This window comes from Erwinia tasmaniensis Et1/99, assembly GCF_000026185.1.
GTDB classification, from domain to species: Bacteria; Pseudomonadota; Gammaproteobacteria; order Enterobacterales; family Enterobacteriaceae; genus Erwinia; species Erwinia tasmaniensis.
In genome coordinates, this window is the sequence record NC_010694.1 from 2,895,372 (window position 1) to 2,909,624 (window position 14,253).

The 14,253-nt window shown below is 55.7% G+C and carries 12 protein-coding genes; 4 read left to right on the top strand and 8 right to left on the bottom strand.

Annotated elements, in window-relative coordinates:
* Positions 1–6: 6 nt before the first annotated feature.
* Complete coding sequence (proB, locus tag ETA_RS14125) at positions 7–1,110, bottom strand: glutamate 5-kinase (RefSeq protein ID WP_012442305.1); 1,104 nt, start codon at positions 1,108–1,110, stop codon at positions 7–9.
* 298 nt (positions 1,111–1,408) lie between these two features.
* On the opposite strand from proB, the gene ETA_RS14130 reads away from it, so the two are divergent.
* The gene (locus tag ETA_RS14130) at positions 1,409–2,563 is read left to right on the top strand and encodes a porin (protein WP_042959076.1); all 1,155 of its coding nucleotides are present in this window, start codon (positions 1,409–1,411) and stop codon (positions 2,561–2,563) included.
* A 120-nt stretch (positions 2,564–2,683) separates the two neighbouring features.
* Here ETA_RS14130 and crl read toward each other — a convergent pair whose 3' ends face one another.
* The 3 genes from crl to gpt form a co-directional block, all read right to left on the bottom strand.
* Positions 2,684–3,085, bottom strand: a complete 402-nt coding sequence (gene crl, locus ETA_RS14135; RefSeq protein ID WP_012442307.1) for a sigma factor-binding protein Crl — start codon at positions 3,083–3,085, stop codon at positions 2,684–2,686.
* A 56-nt stretch (positions 3,086–3,141) separates the two neighbouring features.
* Positions 3,142–4,392: an esterase FrsA gene (frsA, locus tag ETA_RS14140; protein ID WP_012442308.1), complete on the bottom strand. Its 1,251-nt coding sequence runs from the start codon at positions 4,390–4,392 to the stop codon at positions 3,142–3,144.
* 116 nt (positions 4,393–4,508) lie between these two features.
* Positions 4,509–4,967, bottom strand: coding sequence for a xanthine phosphoribosyltransferase (gpt, locus tag ETA_RS14145; protein ID WP_012442309.1), 459 nt, complete (start codon positions 4,965–4,967; stop codon positions 4,509–4,511).
* A gap of 262 nt (positions 4,968–5,229) precedes the next feature.
* On the opposite strand from gpt, the gene pepD reads away from it, so the two are divergent.
* A complete protein-coding gene (gene pepD, locus ETA_RS14150; protein ID WP_012442310.1) occupies positions 5,230–6,687 on the top strand; it encodes a beta-Ala-His dipeptidase in 1,458 nt (485 codons plus the stop codon).
* Between the two features lie 36 nt (positions 6,688–6,723).
* Here pepD and dinB read toward each other — a convergent pair whose 3' ends face one another.
* The gene (gene dinB, locus ETA_RS14155) at positions 6,724–7,779 is read right to left on the bottom strand and encodes a DNA polymerase IV (RefSeq protein WP_012442311.1); all 1,056 of its coding nucleotides are present in this window, start codon (positions 7,777–7,779) and stop codon (positions 6,724–6,726) included.
* Between the two features lie 213 nt (positions 7,780–7,992).
* On the opposite strand from dinB, the gene dpaA reads away from it, so the two are divergent.
* Complete coding sequence (dpaA, locus tag ETA_RS14160) at positions 7,993–8,727, top strand: peptidoglycan meso-diaminopimelic acid protein amidase (protein ID WP_012442312.1); 735 nt, start codon at positions 7,993–7,995, stop codon at positions 8,725–8,727.
* On the opposite strand, the gene ETA_RS14165 is transcribed toward dpaA, so the two are convergent.
* Positions 8,698–9,465 carry a class II glutamine amidotransferase gene (locus ETA_RS14165; protein WP_012442313.1) on the bottom strand — a complete coding sequence of 256 codons (768 nt, stop codon included), beginning with the start codon at positions 9,463–9,465 and terminating at the stop codon, positions 8,698–8,700. The genes dpaA and ETA_RS14165 overlap by 30 nt on opposite strands.
* A gap of 235 nt (positions 9,466–9,700) precedes the next feature.
* Positions 9,701–10,279: a D-sedoheptulose 7-phosphate isomerase gene (lpcA, locus tag ETA_RS14170; RefSeq protein ID WP_012442314.1), complete on the bottom strand. Its 579-nt coding sequence runs from the start codon at positions 10,277–10,279 to the stop codon at positions 9,701–9,703.
* 208 nt (positions 10,280–10,487) lie between these two features.
* On the opposite strand from lpcA, the gene fadE reads away from it, so the two are divergent.
* Positions 10,488–12,932: an acyl-CoA dehydrogenase FadE gene (gene fadE, locus ETA_RS14175; protein ID WP_012442315.1), complete on the top strand. Its 2,445-nt coding sequence runs from the start codon at positions 10,488–10,490 to the stop codon at positions 12,930–12,932.
* A 33-nt stretch (positions 12,933–12,965) separates the two neighbouring features.
* On the opposite strand, the gene mtnK is transcribed toward fadE, so the two are convergent.
* Positions 12,966–14,165: an S-methyl-5-thioribose kinase gene (gene mtnK, locus ETA_RS14180; RefSeq protein WP_012442316.1), complete on the bottom strand. Its 1,200-nt coding sequence runs from the start codon at positions 14,163–14,165 to the stop codon at positions 12,966–12,968.
* Positions 14,166–14,253: the final 88 nt, after the last annotated feature.

A 14,253-nucleotide genomic window follows, 5' to 3' on the forward strand; every position in this document is an offset into this window, starting at 1 on the left:
CGTTCCTTAGCTGACAATCATATCGTCGCGATGAATAGCCACCGGACCATATTCATAACCTAAAATTTCGCCGATCTGCTGGGAATGGTGCCCGGCAATCATGCGCATAGCGTCGCTGTTATAGCGCGATACGCCGTGAGCCACATCGCGCCCCTGCAGGCTGCGAATGCGGATCACTTCACCACGTGAGAAGTTACCGCTAATTTCACGGATGCCCTTTGGCAACAGCGAGCTGCCGCGTTCGAGGATCGCCGACAATGCGCCATCGTCCACCACCAGCTCACCGGCAGGAGGCGCGCCGAAAATCCAACGCTTGCGGTTTTCCAGCGGGGTTTCCAGCGCGTGGAAACACGTCCCTACCGGGTGAGACGCAATCACATCCCCGATGACGCCAGGACGACTACCCGCCGCAATAATGGTATCGATCCCGGCGCGGCAGGCAATATCCGCCGCCTGTAATTTCGTCGCCATCCCTCCGGTGCCGAGGCCGGAAACGCTGTCACCGGCCAGCGCACGCAGATCGTCATCAATACCCCTGACATCGCGGATCAGCTCCGCCTGCGGATTATTGCGCGGATCGGCGGTGAATAATCCCTGCTGATCGGTGAGCAACAGCAGCTTATCGGCCCCGGCGAGAATCGCGGCCAGCGCCGAAAGATTATCGTTATCACCCACTTTGATCTCCGCAGTGGCCACCGCGTCATTTTCATTAATCACCGGAACGATATGGTTATCAAGCAGGGCGCGCAACGTATCGCGGGCGTTAAGAAAGCGCTCCCGATCTTCCAAATCGGCGCGTGTCAGCAGCATCTGACCGATATGGATCCCGTAAATGGAGAACATCTGTTCCCAGAGCTGGATCAGACGGCTCTGCCCCACCGCAGCCAGCAGCTGCTTCGAGGCGATGGTGGGTGGCAGTTCAGGGTAGCCAAGATGCTCACGCCCGGCCGCCATTGCGCCTGAAGTGACAATCACAATCCGGTGTCCCGCCGCGTGCTGCTGGGCGCACTGACGCACCAATTCGACGATATGTGCCCGATTGAGCCGACGTGAACCACCGGTCAATACGCTGGTCCCCAGTTTCACCACCAGGGTCTGGCTGCTGCTCATTATTTCCTGCCGTTTCGTAAAAAAGAGTACAAAGAAACGTTTTAGCAGTTGTTGTGGCTGAAGCCAACAGCCAGCAGGGGAAAAGGGTGAAAAAGCCAGACCCTTTACCCATGCAAAAGTTCACAATAACGAAGAAATGTTTGGAATTGTAATAAAACTTTAATAGTAAAAGGGTAAAAAGTCGGTGCTTTGAGAAGAGCCTTCGGGCCAACATCAGCCAGAAATTCAGGTTAGTCGCTCCGGTGACCAGAAATATGGCGGCAATTTATTTTTTTTACTTTTTGGGATTGATAGCAAAATGATGAAGAAACGCACACTGGCAATTTTAACCGCAGCCCTGACCATCACCAGCGCAGCTCAGGCCGCGGAAATTTACAATAAAGACAGTAACAAACTAGATTTCTACGGCAAAATCAAAGCGATGCGCTACTTGAGCGATGCGGATACCAATGCCAGCAACAATGCAGATAAATCTTATACTCGTATCGGCTTCAAGGGACAGACCCAGATCAACGACCAGCTGACCGGCTATGGTCAGTGGGAATACAACTTCAGCCTGAGCAATTCTGAAGGCAGCAGCGATGCGCAGTCGGGTAACAAAACCCGTCTGGGCTTTGCCGGCCTAAAACTGAAAGATTTTGGCTCCATTGACTACGGCCGTAACTATGGCGTGATTTACGACGTTGAAGCCTTCACCGATATGATGCCGGAATTTGGCGGAACCGGTTATACCCGCACTGACACCTACATGCTGACCCGTGGTAACGGCATGCTAACCTACCGTAACAACGATTTCTTTGGTCTGGTTGATGGCCTGAAATTTGCCTTGCAGTATCAGGGTAAAAACGAAGGTTCAGGCTCCCGAGCCACCAACGTGTCAAACGGTGACGGCTACGGCGCTTCGTTGTCTTATAAAATCATTGATGGCCTGACCATTAACGGGGCCGTGTCTTCAGCTAACCGCCTGAATGCCAACAGCGCCACGTCAACCAGTAGCCAGAAATTGGCTGCATACGGGTCAGGCGAAAAGGCCGAAGCCTGGGCAACGGGCTTAAAATATGACAACAACGGCGTCTATCTGGCGGGTACTTACGCCGAAACGCGTAACACCAATCCGCTGAGCGGCGCTTCTTATACCTTTGCCGGTAACAAGAGTCCAACCGCCATTTCCGGCTATGTGAACAAAGTGCAGAATACTGAACTGGTTGCCCAGTATCAGTTTGATTCCGGCCTGCGCCCATCGCTGGCCTATGTACAGACCAAGGCAAAAGACATTGAAAACGGTATTGGTGATGCCGATCTGGTCAAATTCGTTGATATCGGTGCCACCTACTACTTCAACAAAAACATGTCGACCTTTGTAGACTACAAGGTCAACCTGCTGAACAAAAACAATAAGCTGAACCTGAATACTGACGATATCGTTGCGGTCGGCCTGATGTACCAGTTCTGATTGGCCTGATGCACCAGCGGAACGTTGGCACAACGGCGTGAATTGAGTGACACGGCCTGTCTCGGCCTTAACAAAAGATAATCCGGGCTGGAGCAACTCCAGCCCGGATTGTTTACGCTGTCAGGCGGTGAGTTTCACCGGCTGGTCTGCGAAATCGGTTGCCGGGATCAGTTCCAGTTCCAGCTCCGCCAGCAGCGCCTTTAGGCGTACATGGAAGTTGCGTAACGTCTCTTCAAGACGGGCATTATTATCCTTACCCTTCACTGCCGTCGGCTTCCAGTTGCCTTCTTTATCGAACAGGCCAAAGTGATACTCGTAGGTAAAATGGTCCGTGTGGGCTTCAAGCTCCATCCACCATCCCCAGAATTCACGCAGTTCCGGTTGCGGTTTCACATTGACGCAAACTGCCAGACAGTCGAAGAAGAAACGGTCGCCTTCGCACTTACTTTCACGGATGTAAGGGCCTAAAGAGTGAAAGCGCTTAATTATTCGACCCTTAGGATGTCCACTCGGTAACGTCATCGTTTAACCTCCTTTGTTGAGCCTATAGTTGTAGCAAAAACATGAGTTTTAGCAACTTATAGCGTTAGTTTCGCCAGAAGCCAGTCAGACATATCGCGTAAAGCCGTGTCAAAACCGATCCGCGCCGGAGAAGTGGGGATCTTTAACAGACGCCCTGCGCTGGATGAATTAACGATGAGCCGCGACTCCTCTTCCGGGCTGAAGGGGTCATTCGCCCAGCAGGCAGAAAGCATCGGAGTGGGCAAACGGCGGCCCAGCAGGCCCTGCATTTTCAACGAAAAACAACTCAGTTCAGTTCGCAAGGTGCCGTCAGATGTCCCGGACATCCCCAGCCTGCTGGCCAGCATATCCATATACATATCCGGTACTCTGTCCTGTAAATCCGTATCGGTCAGCAAACGATGCACGACCGGGCCGAGGCAGGCCACCGCACGCAGGCGATGCGTCTCCAGCGAGGCGAGCCTGACCGCGATATTCGCGCCGAAGCGGTAGCCAAAGGCCGCCACGCGGGTATGATCGACCCATGCGACGTTTTCCAGCTGGCGCAGCACCTGCTGGTGCAAAAAGCTGGTATCCTGGGTGAGTTTCCACTTGGCAGAAAAGCCCACCGAAGGCATATCCAACGTCAACAACGCAATGCCGCGTGGCGCGAGGTAGTCATGGAAAAGCCGGTAGTGATCGCTTTGCAGCGAGTCTAAGCTGCCGCACATCAACACCGTAGGATAAGGCGGCCGTGCATCAGGCGGCATGTGAAGAAATCCGCTCACCGGGCTGCCGCCAGGAATAGCAAACTCCAACTCTTTCAGTTCACCGGGCAAAAGCAGAGTGGCCTGCTGATAGGCGCGGCTGGCCAGCAACTGGGCCTGTTCAGCCAACGGGTCCTCTTTCAGGTGCGGATAGCTCGCCACGCTGTAGAGGTTAGCGGCCTGAAGCCAGCAGTGACCCGCCTGCTGTTCATCGTGGTTCTGGCTGGCTTTCTGCTGCCACAGTGCTCCCTGCTTTGACCATTCATAAATCCAGTTCCCCCCACGATAACCCATCACCGTATCCAGCAGCCGTTCGTCGGTGTGCTCACTGGTGCTTGCCGCAATACGCGACAAAACCTCAACGATCTCCTGAGGAGAAAGGCCTCGCCAGGCCCAGAGCAGGCGATCGATGGTGCGATACCAGCCGACCGAATGCTCGCCGCCCAACGCAGCATGGATTAAAAACGGATGATGGTGACGCACGCGGCGAACCAGTGAAGAGGTTTCCGGGTGCTTGAAACGCGGCTTGAACAGTTCTTCGCTGAGATTTTTCGGTGGCATAACGGGCGGGTCCTCCGGGGTACAGTCGGCTACTAAGTTTAGCGTAGCCCGCGACTCCACGCGAAGGGTAAAACGGACGCGCCCGGCATAACCGGGCGCGCTTTGATCGATATCAATCAGCTTTTGACCAGTGGGGGGATATAGGCAATTCCCATATCCCAGGGCTGTTCGATCCAGGTATTCTGCGGAATATCGATAATATAATCATCGACCAGTGGACGACCTGCCGGTTTGGCAAAAATGGTGACAAAGTGCGCTTTCGGATACATATCGCGAATAGCCTGTGCAGTACCGCCGGTATCCACCAGATCGTCAATCACGATAAAACCTTCACCGTCCCCTTCAGCACGCTTCAACACGCTCATTTCACGCTGATTATCATGGTCGTAGCTGGAGATACAAACCGTATCAACATGACGGATACACAGCTCGCGCGCCAGCAGCGCAGCCGGCACCAAACCACCGCGGCTGACGGCAATAATCCCTTTCCACTGTTCAGCAGGCAGCAGGCGCGCGGCCAGTTTACGGGCATGGATTTGCAGCATGTCCCAGGTGACGACGTATTTTTCACTCATAAAAGAAATCCCAACCAAGAAAATTGGCTCAAAAAATGTGCAGTAGCAGCGGTTGCGCGGAATTATAGAGATATGGGCCGCTAAACACCAGCCCGCCACGCCCGGCGCCGTTATTTTTCCCTGGGTGAAGGGAGCATGCGCCCACAAACGGTGATATTCTTTGGCAACCGCGCCCGATGCGCTGGCGCAATTTTCTAACCGCTATCCAGGCACGCCCCCTGCCGGTCAGACAGGCCGGTGATGCCGACACAGGAGAGTTAACGTGTCTGAATTGTCTCAATTATCCCCGCAGCCGCTGTGGGACATTTTTGCAAAAATCTGCTCCATTCCCCACCCTTCATATCATGAAGAGCAGCTGGCATCTTATATTACCGCCTGGGCGACGGAACAGGGTTTCTGGAACGAGCGTGATGAAGTCGGCAACATTTTGATCCGTAAACCGGCCACGCCCGGTTATGAAAACCGTAAGCCGGTGGCGTTACAGGCGCATCTGGATATGGTGCCACAGAAAAATAACGATACGCTGCACGACTTTACGCAAGATCCTATCCAACCCTGGGTTGACGGCGAGTGGGTAAAAGCGCGTGGCACCACGCTGGGCGCAGATAATGGTATTGGTATGGCTTCAGCGCTGGCGGTGCTGGCCGATAACAGCCTGCAACACGGCCCGCTGGAAGTGCTGCTCACCATGACCGAAGAAACCGGCATGGCAGGAGCATTCGGCTTACAGCCCGGCTGGCTGCAGGCGGATATTCTGATTAATACCGATTCCGAAGAGGAAGGTGAAATCTACATGGGCTGTGCGGGCGGCGTCGATTTTACCAGCAGCCTTGAACTGAATTATGAAGCGATTCCGTCTGACTACCAGACGATGAAACTGACGCTGAAAGGCCTGAAAGGCGGTCATTCCGGCTGTGATATTCATCTTGGTCTCGGCAACGCCAATAAATTGCTGGCCCGCTTCCTGTTTGCCCATGCGCAACGGCTGGATCTGCGTTTGGTGGACTTCAACGGCGGTACGCTGCGCAATGCTATCCCTCGTGAGGCTTATGCCACGCTGGCGGTCCCCTCACAGCAGGCCGACAGGCTGAAGTCTGTGGCGGCAGATTATCTGCTGACGCTGCAAAACGAGCTGGGCCTGGTAGAAAAAAATATCGCATTCGTGGTGGAAGATATTACCCACGCGCCGCAGGCGCTGGATGTTCGCAGTCGTGATGCCTTTATCGCGCTGCTGAACAGCACCCCAAACGGGGTGATCCGTCATTCGGACGTCATGAAAGGCGTGGTGGAAACCTCGCTGAACGTTGGCGTGGTAAAACTGGAAGATAATCAGGCAAAAATCAACTGCCTGATCCGCTCGCTGCTCGACAGCGGTAAGCAGTCAGTCGTCGAGACGTTGACCGCACTGGGCCAGCTGGCCGGGGCGCATACTCTCGCTAAGGGCAGCTATCCTGGCTGGCAGCCAGACGGCAGTTCGCCGGTGATGGCGTTAGTACGCACAACCTACGAGCAGCTGTTCGACAAAACCCCCAGCATTCAGGTGATCCATGCCGGCCTGGAGTGTGGGCTGTTCAAGGAGCCATATCCGCAGATGGATATGGTCTCCATTGGGCCGACCATTACCGGAGCCCACTCTCCCGATGAGCAGGCGCACATCGCCAGCGTAGGGCTTTACTGGCAGTTACTGACCGCGCTGCTGAAGGCGATCCCGGCGAAATAAACCATCAGGGGTGGCCCGGGACCGACCCGGTCTGCCCTACAATCCTAACAGCAGCTGCCGTTCCAGCTGCGGATCCAGCAGCGTGACGTGCAGCCCCACCAGCCTGACTCCGCGCCCTGCCCGCCGCTCATTCCAGCTTTTACGTGCCACCTCAATCAAGTCCGCCTTATTCAGCTCTGGCCAGACATGTTCCTGCGTGGTCTGCTGAAAATCGGTGAACTTAAGCTTAACCCCCTGGCGAGCAATCAGCCTGTCCGGTTTGATTTTACATAACCGCCTCTCCAGCTCGTCGTACAGCAGATCGATAATCTCCAGGCAGGCTTCCCAGCTGTGGATATCCTGTGACAGCGTGCGCTCCACGCCGAGAGACTTGCGCTCCCGCTCGACGATCACCTCGCGATCGTCAATGCCGTTGCAGCGCTCCCACAGCACGCGGCCAAATTTGCCAAAGCGCTTCAGCAACGTCGCCAGATCGGTTTTCTGCACGTCGGCACAGGTGGTGAGCCCCAGCTCCTCAAGTTTTCGCGCGGTGACCTTTCCCACGCCGGGAATTTTCGCCAGCGGCAGGCGTTGCAGGAAGTCAGGCACTTCCTCTGGGGTGATCACAAACTGGCCGTTGGGCTTATTAATATCAGAGGCAATTTTTGCCAAAAATTTAATCGGTGCCACCCCGGCGGAAGCCGTCAGGTTTAGCTCCCGGCTGATGGTATCGCGGATCTGACGGGCAATTAGCGTGGCAGAGCCCTGGCAGTGTTGACTGTCGGTGACGTCAAGATAGGCTTCATCCAGCGAGAGTGGTTCAATCAGGGGGGTATAACGCGAGAAAATATCGCGAATTTGCGCACTCGCCTCTTTATAGGCTTCATAGCGCCCGCGGATCACCGTCAAATGGGGGCAGAGTTTCAGCGCCATTGCCGTCGACATCGCGCTGCGTACGCCATATTCACGTGCCGGATAGTTGGCGGTACTGATCACGCCGCGCTGGGTTTCGCTGCCGCCAATAGCAACAGGAATGTCGCGCAGGCTGGGATTATCACGCATTTCTACCGCAGCAAAAAAGCAGTCCATATCCACATGAATGATTTTGCGCATATCCCCTCCGACAATACTGGATAAGTATACAGTCAAGTTAACAGAGTTCAACAACCGTGAGAGGAAGCGGCAGAAGCAGATTTTTATGCCAACGATCTTGATAAAAAAATAGACAATGCTAATGTGACGCGGCAACACAAGAATTGTCCGATATTGTCATTTAACAGGCGCTTTTCGGCGCTGATTTTCCCCCCTACCTTCAAGAGAAACAGAATGGGCAAAATCGCACTGCTATTTGCGATGATTTTTCTGCCAGCCGTGGTCTTCGCCAGCGTAACCGAAACGGCTACGCCTCTGGCACCGGTAAGCAAAGAGTTAAGAAAACAGTTAATTGGTGTTCCCGTGTATCTGCAAATCTTTAAGGAAGAGCGTACGCTGGAACTCTACGGCAAAATTGGCAATGAATACCGTTTACTTAACAGTTACCCCATTTGCAAGTTTTCCGGCGGGCTGGGGCCGAAACGCGTGCAGGGCGATTTCAAAAGCCCGGAAGGTTTTTACAACGTGAGTTTGTCCCAGCTGAAGCCGAATAGTCGCTTCTACCGGGCGATAAACGTCGGCTTTCCCAATGAGTACGATCGCCAGCAGGGCTATCAGGGTAACTATCTGATGATCCACGGCAGCTGCGTATCGATCGGCTGCTATGCCATGACCGATGCCTATATGGACGAAATTTATCACTATGTGGAGGCCGCGCTGCGCAATGGTCAGCCACGTATCGACGTCAGTATCTATCCGTTCCGGATGACCGAGAGCAACATGCAGCGCCACCGCTACTCGACCTATATTAACTTCTGGAAGCAGCTACAGCCTGGCTATGCGCAATTTGTGCAGACTAAGCAACCTCCGGCCATGGCCGTGAACGCCGGTAAATATGTGCTGGACCGCCCGCTGACCAACGGCCCGGCAGCGCCGACATCAGCCCTCGCGCTCTCCCAGGTAAAATAGCGCCCATTCCCCTGGCGCAATCTTGTGCCAGGTTTCATTCGCCGTCAGCGGCTGGGTGGCCACCACGGTAACCACGTCATTCGGCGTGGTCTGCCGTTGAAAATCAATTTCTACATCCTGATCCAGCAGCTTGGCCTTACCGAACGGCGCACGCCGGGTTATCCAGAACAGGTTGGTCGAGCAGAAGGCCATCAGGTAGCGGCCGTCCGACAACAGCATATTGAATACGCCTTTTTCACGCATCTCCTGCGCCAGCTCGGCAATATAGCGGAACACCGCCGGCCAGTTGCCGGGCGTGCGCGGATAGCGCGTGGTCAGCTTGTGCAACAGCCAGCAGAATGCCAGCTCGCTGTCGGTTTCCCCCACCGGGCGATACGGGCCGGTATCAAGATTTTTGTACCCTCTCAACTGGCCGTTATGCGCATAGGTCCAGTTGCGCCCCCACAGCTCACGGGTAAACGGGTGGGTATTCTCCAGCGACACCTCACCACGGTTAGCCTGGCGGATATGCGCCACCACCGAGCGTGATTTAATGGGATAGTCCTGTACCAGCCGGGCAATGGGCGACTGGAAACTGGGCTGCGGATCTTTGAACGTGCGACAGCCTTTCCCTTCATAAAAGGTAATGCCCCAGCCATCTTTATGCGGACCGGTTCCGCCACCGCGCTGCACCAGCCCGGTAAAGCTAAAACAGATGTCCGTCGGGACATTGGCGCTCATCCCGAGCAGTTCGCACATAGGAATACCTCATAACCAATACGCCAATAGCGTGAAAAAATGGACTTTTACGGTCGATGTCACCCGATATAAAACGGCGACCCGACCGTATCTATCAGCTTACCTTAGTCTTCACGGCGGTTGGCAATAAATTTGTTGAGGTGAGATTAAAATGCCTTTAAGAACAGGCTTTCGGCCCACGAATGGACCCGTTCGGGAAGCTTCCCCATTGCTGCCTGCCCGCAATGGAAAAAGATTATTTCACCATCTCTTTTTCAATCAGCAGCATCAGGATATGGATCACTTTAATGTGAATTTCCTGAATACGGTCGGCATAGCCGAAGTGCGGCACGCGAATTTCCACATCCGCCAGGCCGTCCATTTTCCCGCCGTCTTTCCCGGTCAGGGCGATTACCTTCATGCCCTGAGCGCGCGCGGCCTCAACCGCCTTGATAATGTTCGCTGAGTTGCCCGAGGTCGACAGCCCCAGCAGAACATCTCCGGCTTTCCCCACCGCTTCAACATAGCGCGAGAAAACATAATCATAGCCAAAGTCATTACTGACGCAGGAGAGATGACTCACGTCAGAGATGGCGATCGCCGGGTAGCCAGGACGGTTTTCACGGTAACGGCCGGTAAGCTCTTCCGCAAAGTGCATGGCGTCGCAATGCGATCCGCCGTTGCCGCAGGAGAGAACTTTGCCGCCGGCCTTGAAAGCATCAGCCAGCAACACCGCCGCACGTTGAATGGCCGCGATATTCGCCTCATCACTGAGAAATTTATTCAGCGTATCTGCCGCTTCGTTCAGTTCGCTACGGATTATGTCCTGGTACATAGGGGGGATGTCCTCTTAAGGAAAAATTCTCGCCAGAGTTTATCAAGTTGGCGCAGAGGCGGAAAGTAATAAGCCTGACGGACGCGGGGATCTCACCGCTTTGTGAGCCAGGTTGTAATTATCAGGTAAACAGATTGCAGCCCGCGAGAGGGTCAACTAAACATGTAACTAACAGGTCAGACCACTTACTACTTACGGAGCACAGGTTATGATGGTTCTCAGCATTATGGCGACGTTTATCGCGCTCGGCTTCCTGTTTTATCATCGCGTCAACCTTTTCGCTGCCAGCGCAATTCTACTGGTTTGGACCGCTGCTCTCGGCTTTGCCGGGCTATGGACGTTATGGCTGTTGCTGCCCCTGGCGGCGGTGCTGCTGGCGCTAAATCTGCCTTCAATACGCCGCCCGCTGCTGACAAAGCCAGCGCTGGCGGCCTTTCAGAAAGTGATGCCGCCGATGTCACGCACTGAAAAAGAAGCGATTGATGCTGGCACCACCTGGTGGGAAGGCGATCTGTTTCGTGGTAAGCCGGACTGGGAAAAGCTGCATAACTATCCGCAGCCGCGCCTGACCACGGAAGAACAGGCATTTATCGATGGCCCGGTGGAAGAAGCCTGCCGCATGGCGAATGATTTCCAGATAACTCACGAAATGGCCGACCTGCCGCCGGAACTGTGGGCGTATCTGAAACAGCAGCGCTTCTTCGCAATGATTATCAAAAAGCAGTACGGCGGGCTGGAGTTCTCCGCTTATGCCCAGGCTCAGGTACTGCAAAAGCTGGCGGGCGTTTCCGGCATTTTGGCCATTACCGTTGGCGTACCCAACTCCCTGGGACCGGGAGAACTGTTACAGCATTACGGCACCGAGGAACAAAAGGATCGCTATCTGCCACGTCTGGCGCGCGGCGAGGAGATCCCCTGCTTTGCGTTGACCAGTCCGGAAGCCGGTTCCGATGCCGGTGCCATTCCGGATACCGGCGTGGTATGTATGGGAGAATGGCAGGGTGAACAGGTTCTTGGCATGCGTCTGACCTGGAACAAGCGCTATATCACCCTGGCCCCGATAGCCACGGTACTCGGCCTGGCGTTTAAACTGTCCGATCCACAACATTTGTTAGGGGAAAATGAAGAGCCCGGCATTACCTGTGCCCTGATCCCCACGCAAACCCCCGGCGTCGAGATCGGCCAGCGCCACTTCCCGCTCAACGTGCCCTTCCAGAACGGGCCGACGCGCGGCAACGATATTTTTGTGCCCATCGATTTTATTATCGGCGGCCCGGCGATGGCCGGTCAGGGCTGGCGCATGCTGGTCGAATGCCTGTCTGTCGGGCGTGGCATCACCCTGCCGTCAAACTCTACCGGCAGTTTGAAAAGTATTGCCCTGGCAACGGGGGCCTACGCCCATATCCGCCGCCAGTTCCGCGTTTCCATTGGCAAAATGGAGGGGATCGAGGAGCCGTTGGCACGCATTGCCGGTAATGCTTACGTCATGGATGCCGCCGCTTCGCTGATCACCAGCGGCATTATGCTCGGTGAGAAGCCCGCCGTGCTGTCAGCTATCGTGAAATACCACTGCACCCATCGCGGCCAGCGGGCGATTATTGACGCGATGGATATCGCCGGCGGCAAAGGCATTATGCTGGGTAACGGGAATTTTCTCGCCCGCGCTTATCAGGGCGCGCCGATTGCCATTACCGTGGAGGGAGCCAATATCCTCACCCGCAGCATGATTATCTTTGGCCAGGGCGCGATCCGCTGCCATCCGTATGTGCTGGATGAGATGGCGGCCGCGCAGAATAACGACGTGGCGGCGTTCGATAAAGCCCTGTTCAGCCATATTGGCCATATCGGCTGCAACAAGATGCGCAGCCTGTGGCTGGGCTTAACCGGCGGGCGCACCAGCGCCACGCCAACCCGTGACGCCACGCGCCGCTACTATCAGCACCTGAACCGCATCAGCGCCAACCTTGCGTTGCTTTCGGATATGTCGATGACGATCCTCGGCGGTAGCCTGAAACGGCGTGAGCGTATTTCAGCCCGGCTGGGGGATGTCCTGAGCCAGCTCTATCTGGCCTCGGCGGCGCTCAAACGCTATGAGGATGAAGGGCGCAATGAGGCGGATCTGCCGCTGCTGCACTGGGGCGTACAGGACGCCCTGCATCAGGCAGAAACGGCGATGGACGATTTGCTACGCAACTTCCCCCATCGCCTGCTTGCAGGGATGATGCGCGTGCTGATTTTCCCGACCGGACTGCGCTGCCCTGCTCCCTCCGACCGCCTCGATCATCAGCTGGCGCAGATCCTGCAAGTGCCGTCGGCGACCCGCAGCCGTCTGGGGCGCGGTCAGTACCTGACGCCGGGCGAGAATAATCCGGCAGGGCAGCTGGAAGCGGCGTTACAGGATGTGATAGCGGCAGAAGCGATCCACGACCGCCTTTGTCAACAGCAGAAAAAGCACCTGCCGTTCACCCGCCTTGATGCGTTAGCGGCCAGAGGGTTGCAGGAACAGTGGATCACCCAGCAGGAGGCCGATATTTTGATTCAGGCTGAAGCCAGCCGCCTGCGTTCGATTAACGTTGATGAGTTTGCGCCGGATGCGCTGGCCACCAGGCCGGTGAAAGAGGCCAGGGCAGCGCCGAAGATTGCCGCAGCATAACCGCACGGGGGGACATATCCCCCCGCGCTTTCCTTAGCCGTTCTGGCGAATACGCGCAATCAGCGCGTCAATATCCGCAACGTGGTCGGCCAGCAGGATCAGGCTGCGGCCCAGCGTTATCGCCTGGCGCACGCACTCAACGCGCATCGCATCATCCTGAATGCCTTTAATATCCGCCACCTGCGACATGCCCACGGTGCGACGAATAAGCTCGGTGCCGCTGTAGCCAACGCTATCGCGCCATATCTTAGCCAGGAAAGTGCTGGCATAACCCGGTACGGCCAGCGCACGGTCGCGGCTTTTCTCTGCTGCCAGCGCCAGGAAACCTTCTGCAAAGCTCTGCCACAGTTGGCGTACGTCGTTCAGGCGTTTCTCACGGGCATCGGCCGCCTCACGCGGAGGCAGCAGCCCCGGTGCGGCGCAGTAGCTAATCAGCAGGTTGCCCAGCGCGCTGCCAATATCAAAGCCTATCGGGCCGTAGAAACCAAATTCGGCATCGATAACCTTCAGGCTGCCCTCTGCGACAAAGATTGATCCGCTGTGCACATCGCCGTGCAGCAGCGCTTCGGCATTGCTATAGAAACGATGTTTTAATCCGGCCACGGCCACGCGCAGCTCGTGGTCTTCACGCAGCGACTCCGCCAGCGGCTCCAGCGCACGCGGGTAGGCATTACGCGCATGGACTTCATAAGGCTCATTAAAGAAAAGCTCTTCGGTAATGTCGCACAGTTCCGGGTTAGTGAAGCGGATGACGTCCGCTTTTTTCTGATGGGGATGCTGGAAGAAATCAGAAGTATGGAACAGCGTCTGCGCCAGATAATCTCCCAGCTGCCCTGCTGCCTGCGGCCAGTCGATGCCTTTTACCAAGTCGGCGCGCCAGATAGCATGATCGGAGAGATCCTCCATCACCGTCACCGCCAGCAGCGGGTCGTAATGCAGAATGTTAACCGTATGCTGCGGGCAGAATTTGCCATGCTCAATCAGCACTTCGGCCTCCAGACGGGCGCGATCGAGGGTCAGCGGCCAGGATTCCCCCACGCAGCGCACCCAGGGCAGCGCCTGCTTCACAATCACCCGACTGACGCCCGCCGTATCGAAAATCCTGAACACCAGATTCAGGTTACCGTCGCCCACTTCCAGCGCGTCGACCAGACTGTTGGGATTATCCACGCCGCCAAACTGGCGAGCATATTCCACGGCATCAGCTGCGGCAAACGTACGGTATTGCGACATAACCTGTTCCTCAAAAATAAACGGTGATTCGTTATAATAAGCCGTTCAGACGTCTATACATCCGTTAGCCATGTTGGCACAATAACCC

Coding starts and splice junctions, on each gene's coding strand:
- proB (WP_012442305.1), bottom strand. CDS start 1,110: ATGAGCAGCAGCCAGACCCTGGTGGTGAAACTGGGGACCAGCGTATTG.
- ETA_RS14130 (WP_042959076.1), top strand. CDS start 1,409: ATGATGAAGAAACGCACACTGGCAATTTTAACCGCAGCCCTGACCATC.
- crl (WP_012442307.1), bottom strand. CDS start 3,085: ATGACGTTACCGAGTGGACATCCTAAGGGTCGAATAATTAAGCGCTTT.
- frsA (WP_012442308.1), bottom strand. CDS start 4,392: ATGCCACCGAAAAATCTCAGCGAAGAACTGTTCAAGCCGCGTTTCAAG.
- gpt (WP_012442309.1), bottom strand. CDS start 4,967: ATGAGTGAAAAATACGTCGTCACCTGGGACATGCTGCAAATCCATGCC.
- dinB (WP_012442311.1), bottom strand. CDS start 7,779: ATGCGCAAAATCATTCATGTGGATATGGACTGCTTTTTTGCTGCGGTA.
- dpaA (WP_012442312.1), top strand. CDS start 7,993: ATGGGCAAAATCGCACTGCTATTTGCGATGATTTTTCTGCCAGCCGTG.
- ETA_RS14165 (WP_012442313.1), bottom strand. CDS start 9,465: ATGTGCGAACTGCTCGGGATGAGCGCCAATGTCCCGACGGACATCTGT.
- lpcA (WP_012442314.1), bottom strand. CDS start 10,279: ATGTACCAGGACATAATCCGTAGCGAACTGAACGAAGCGGCAGATACG.
- fadE (WP_012442315.1), top strand. CDS start 10,488: ATGATGGTTCTCAGCATTATGGCGACGTTTATCGCGCTCGGCTTCCTG.
- mtnK (WP_012442316.1), bottom strand. CDS start 14,165: ATGTCGCAATACCGTACGTTTGCCGCAGCTGATGCCGTGGAATATGCT.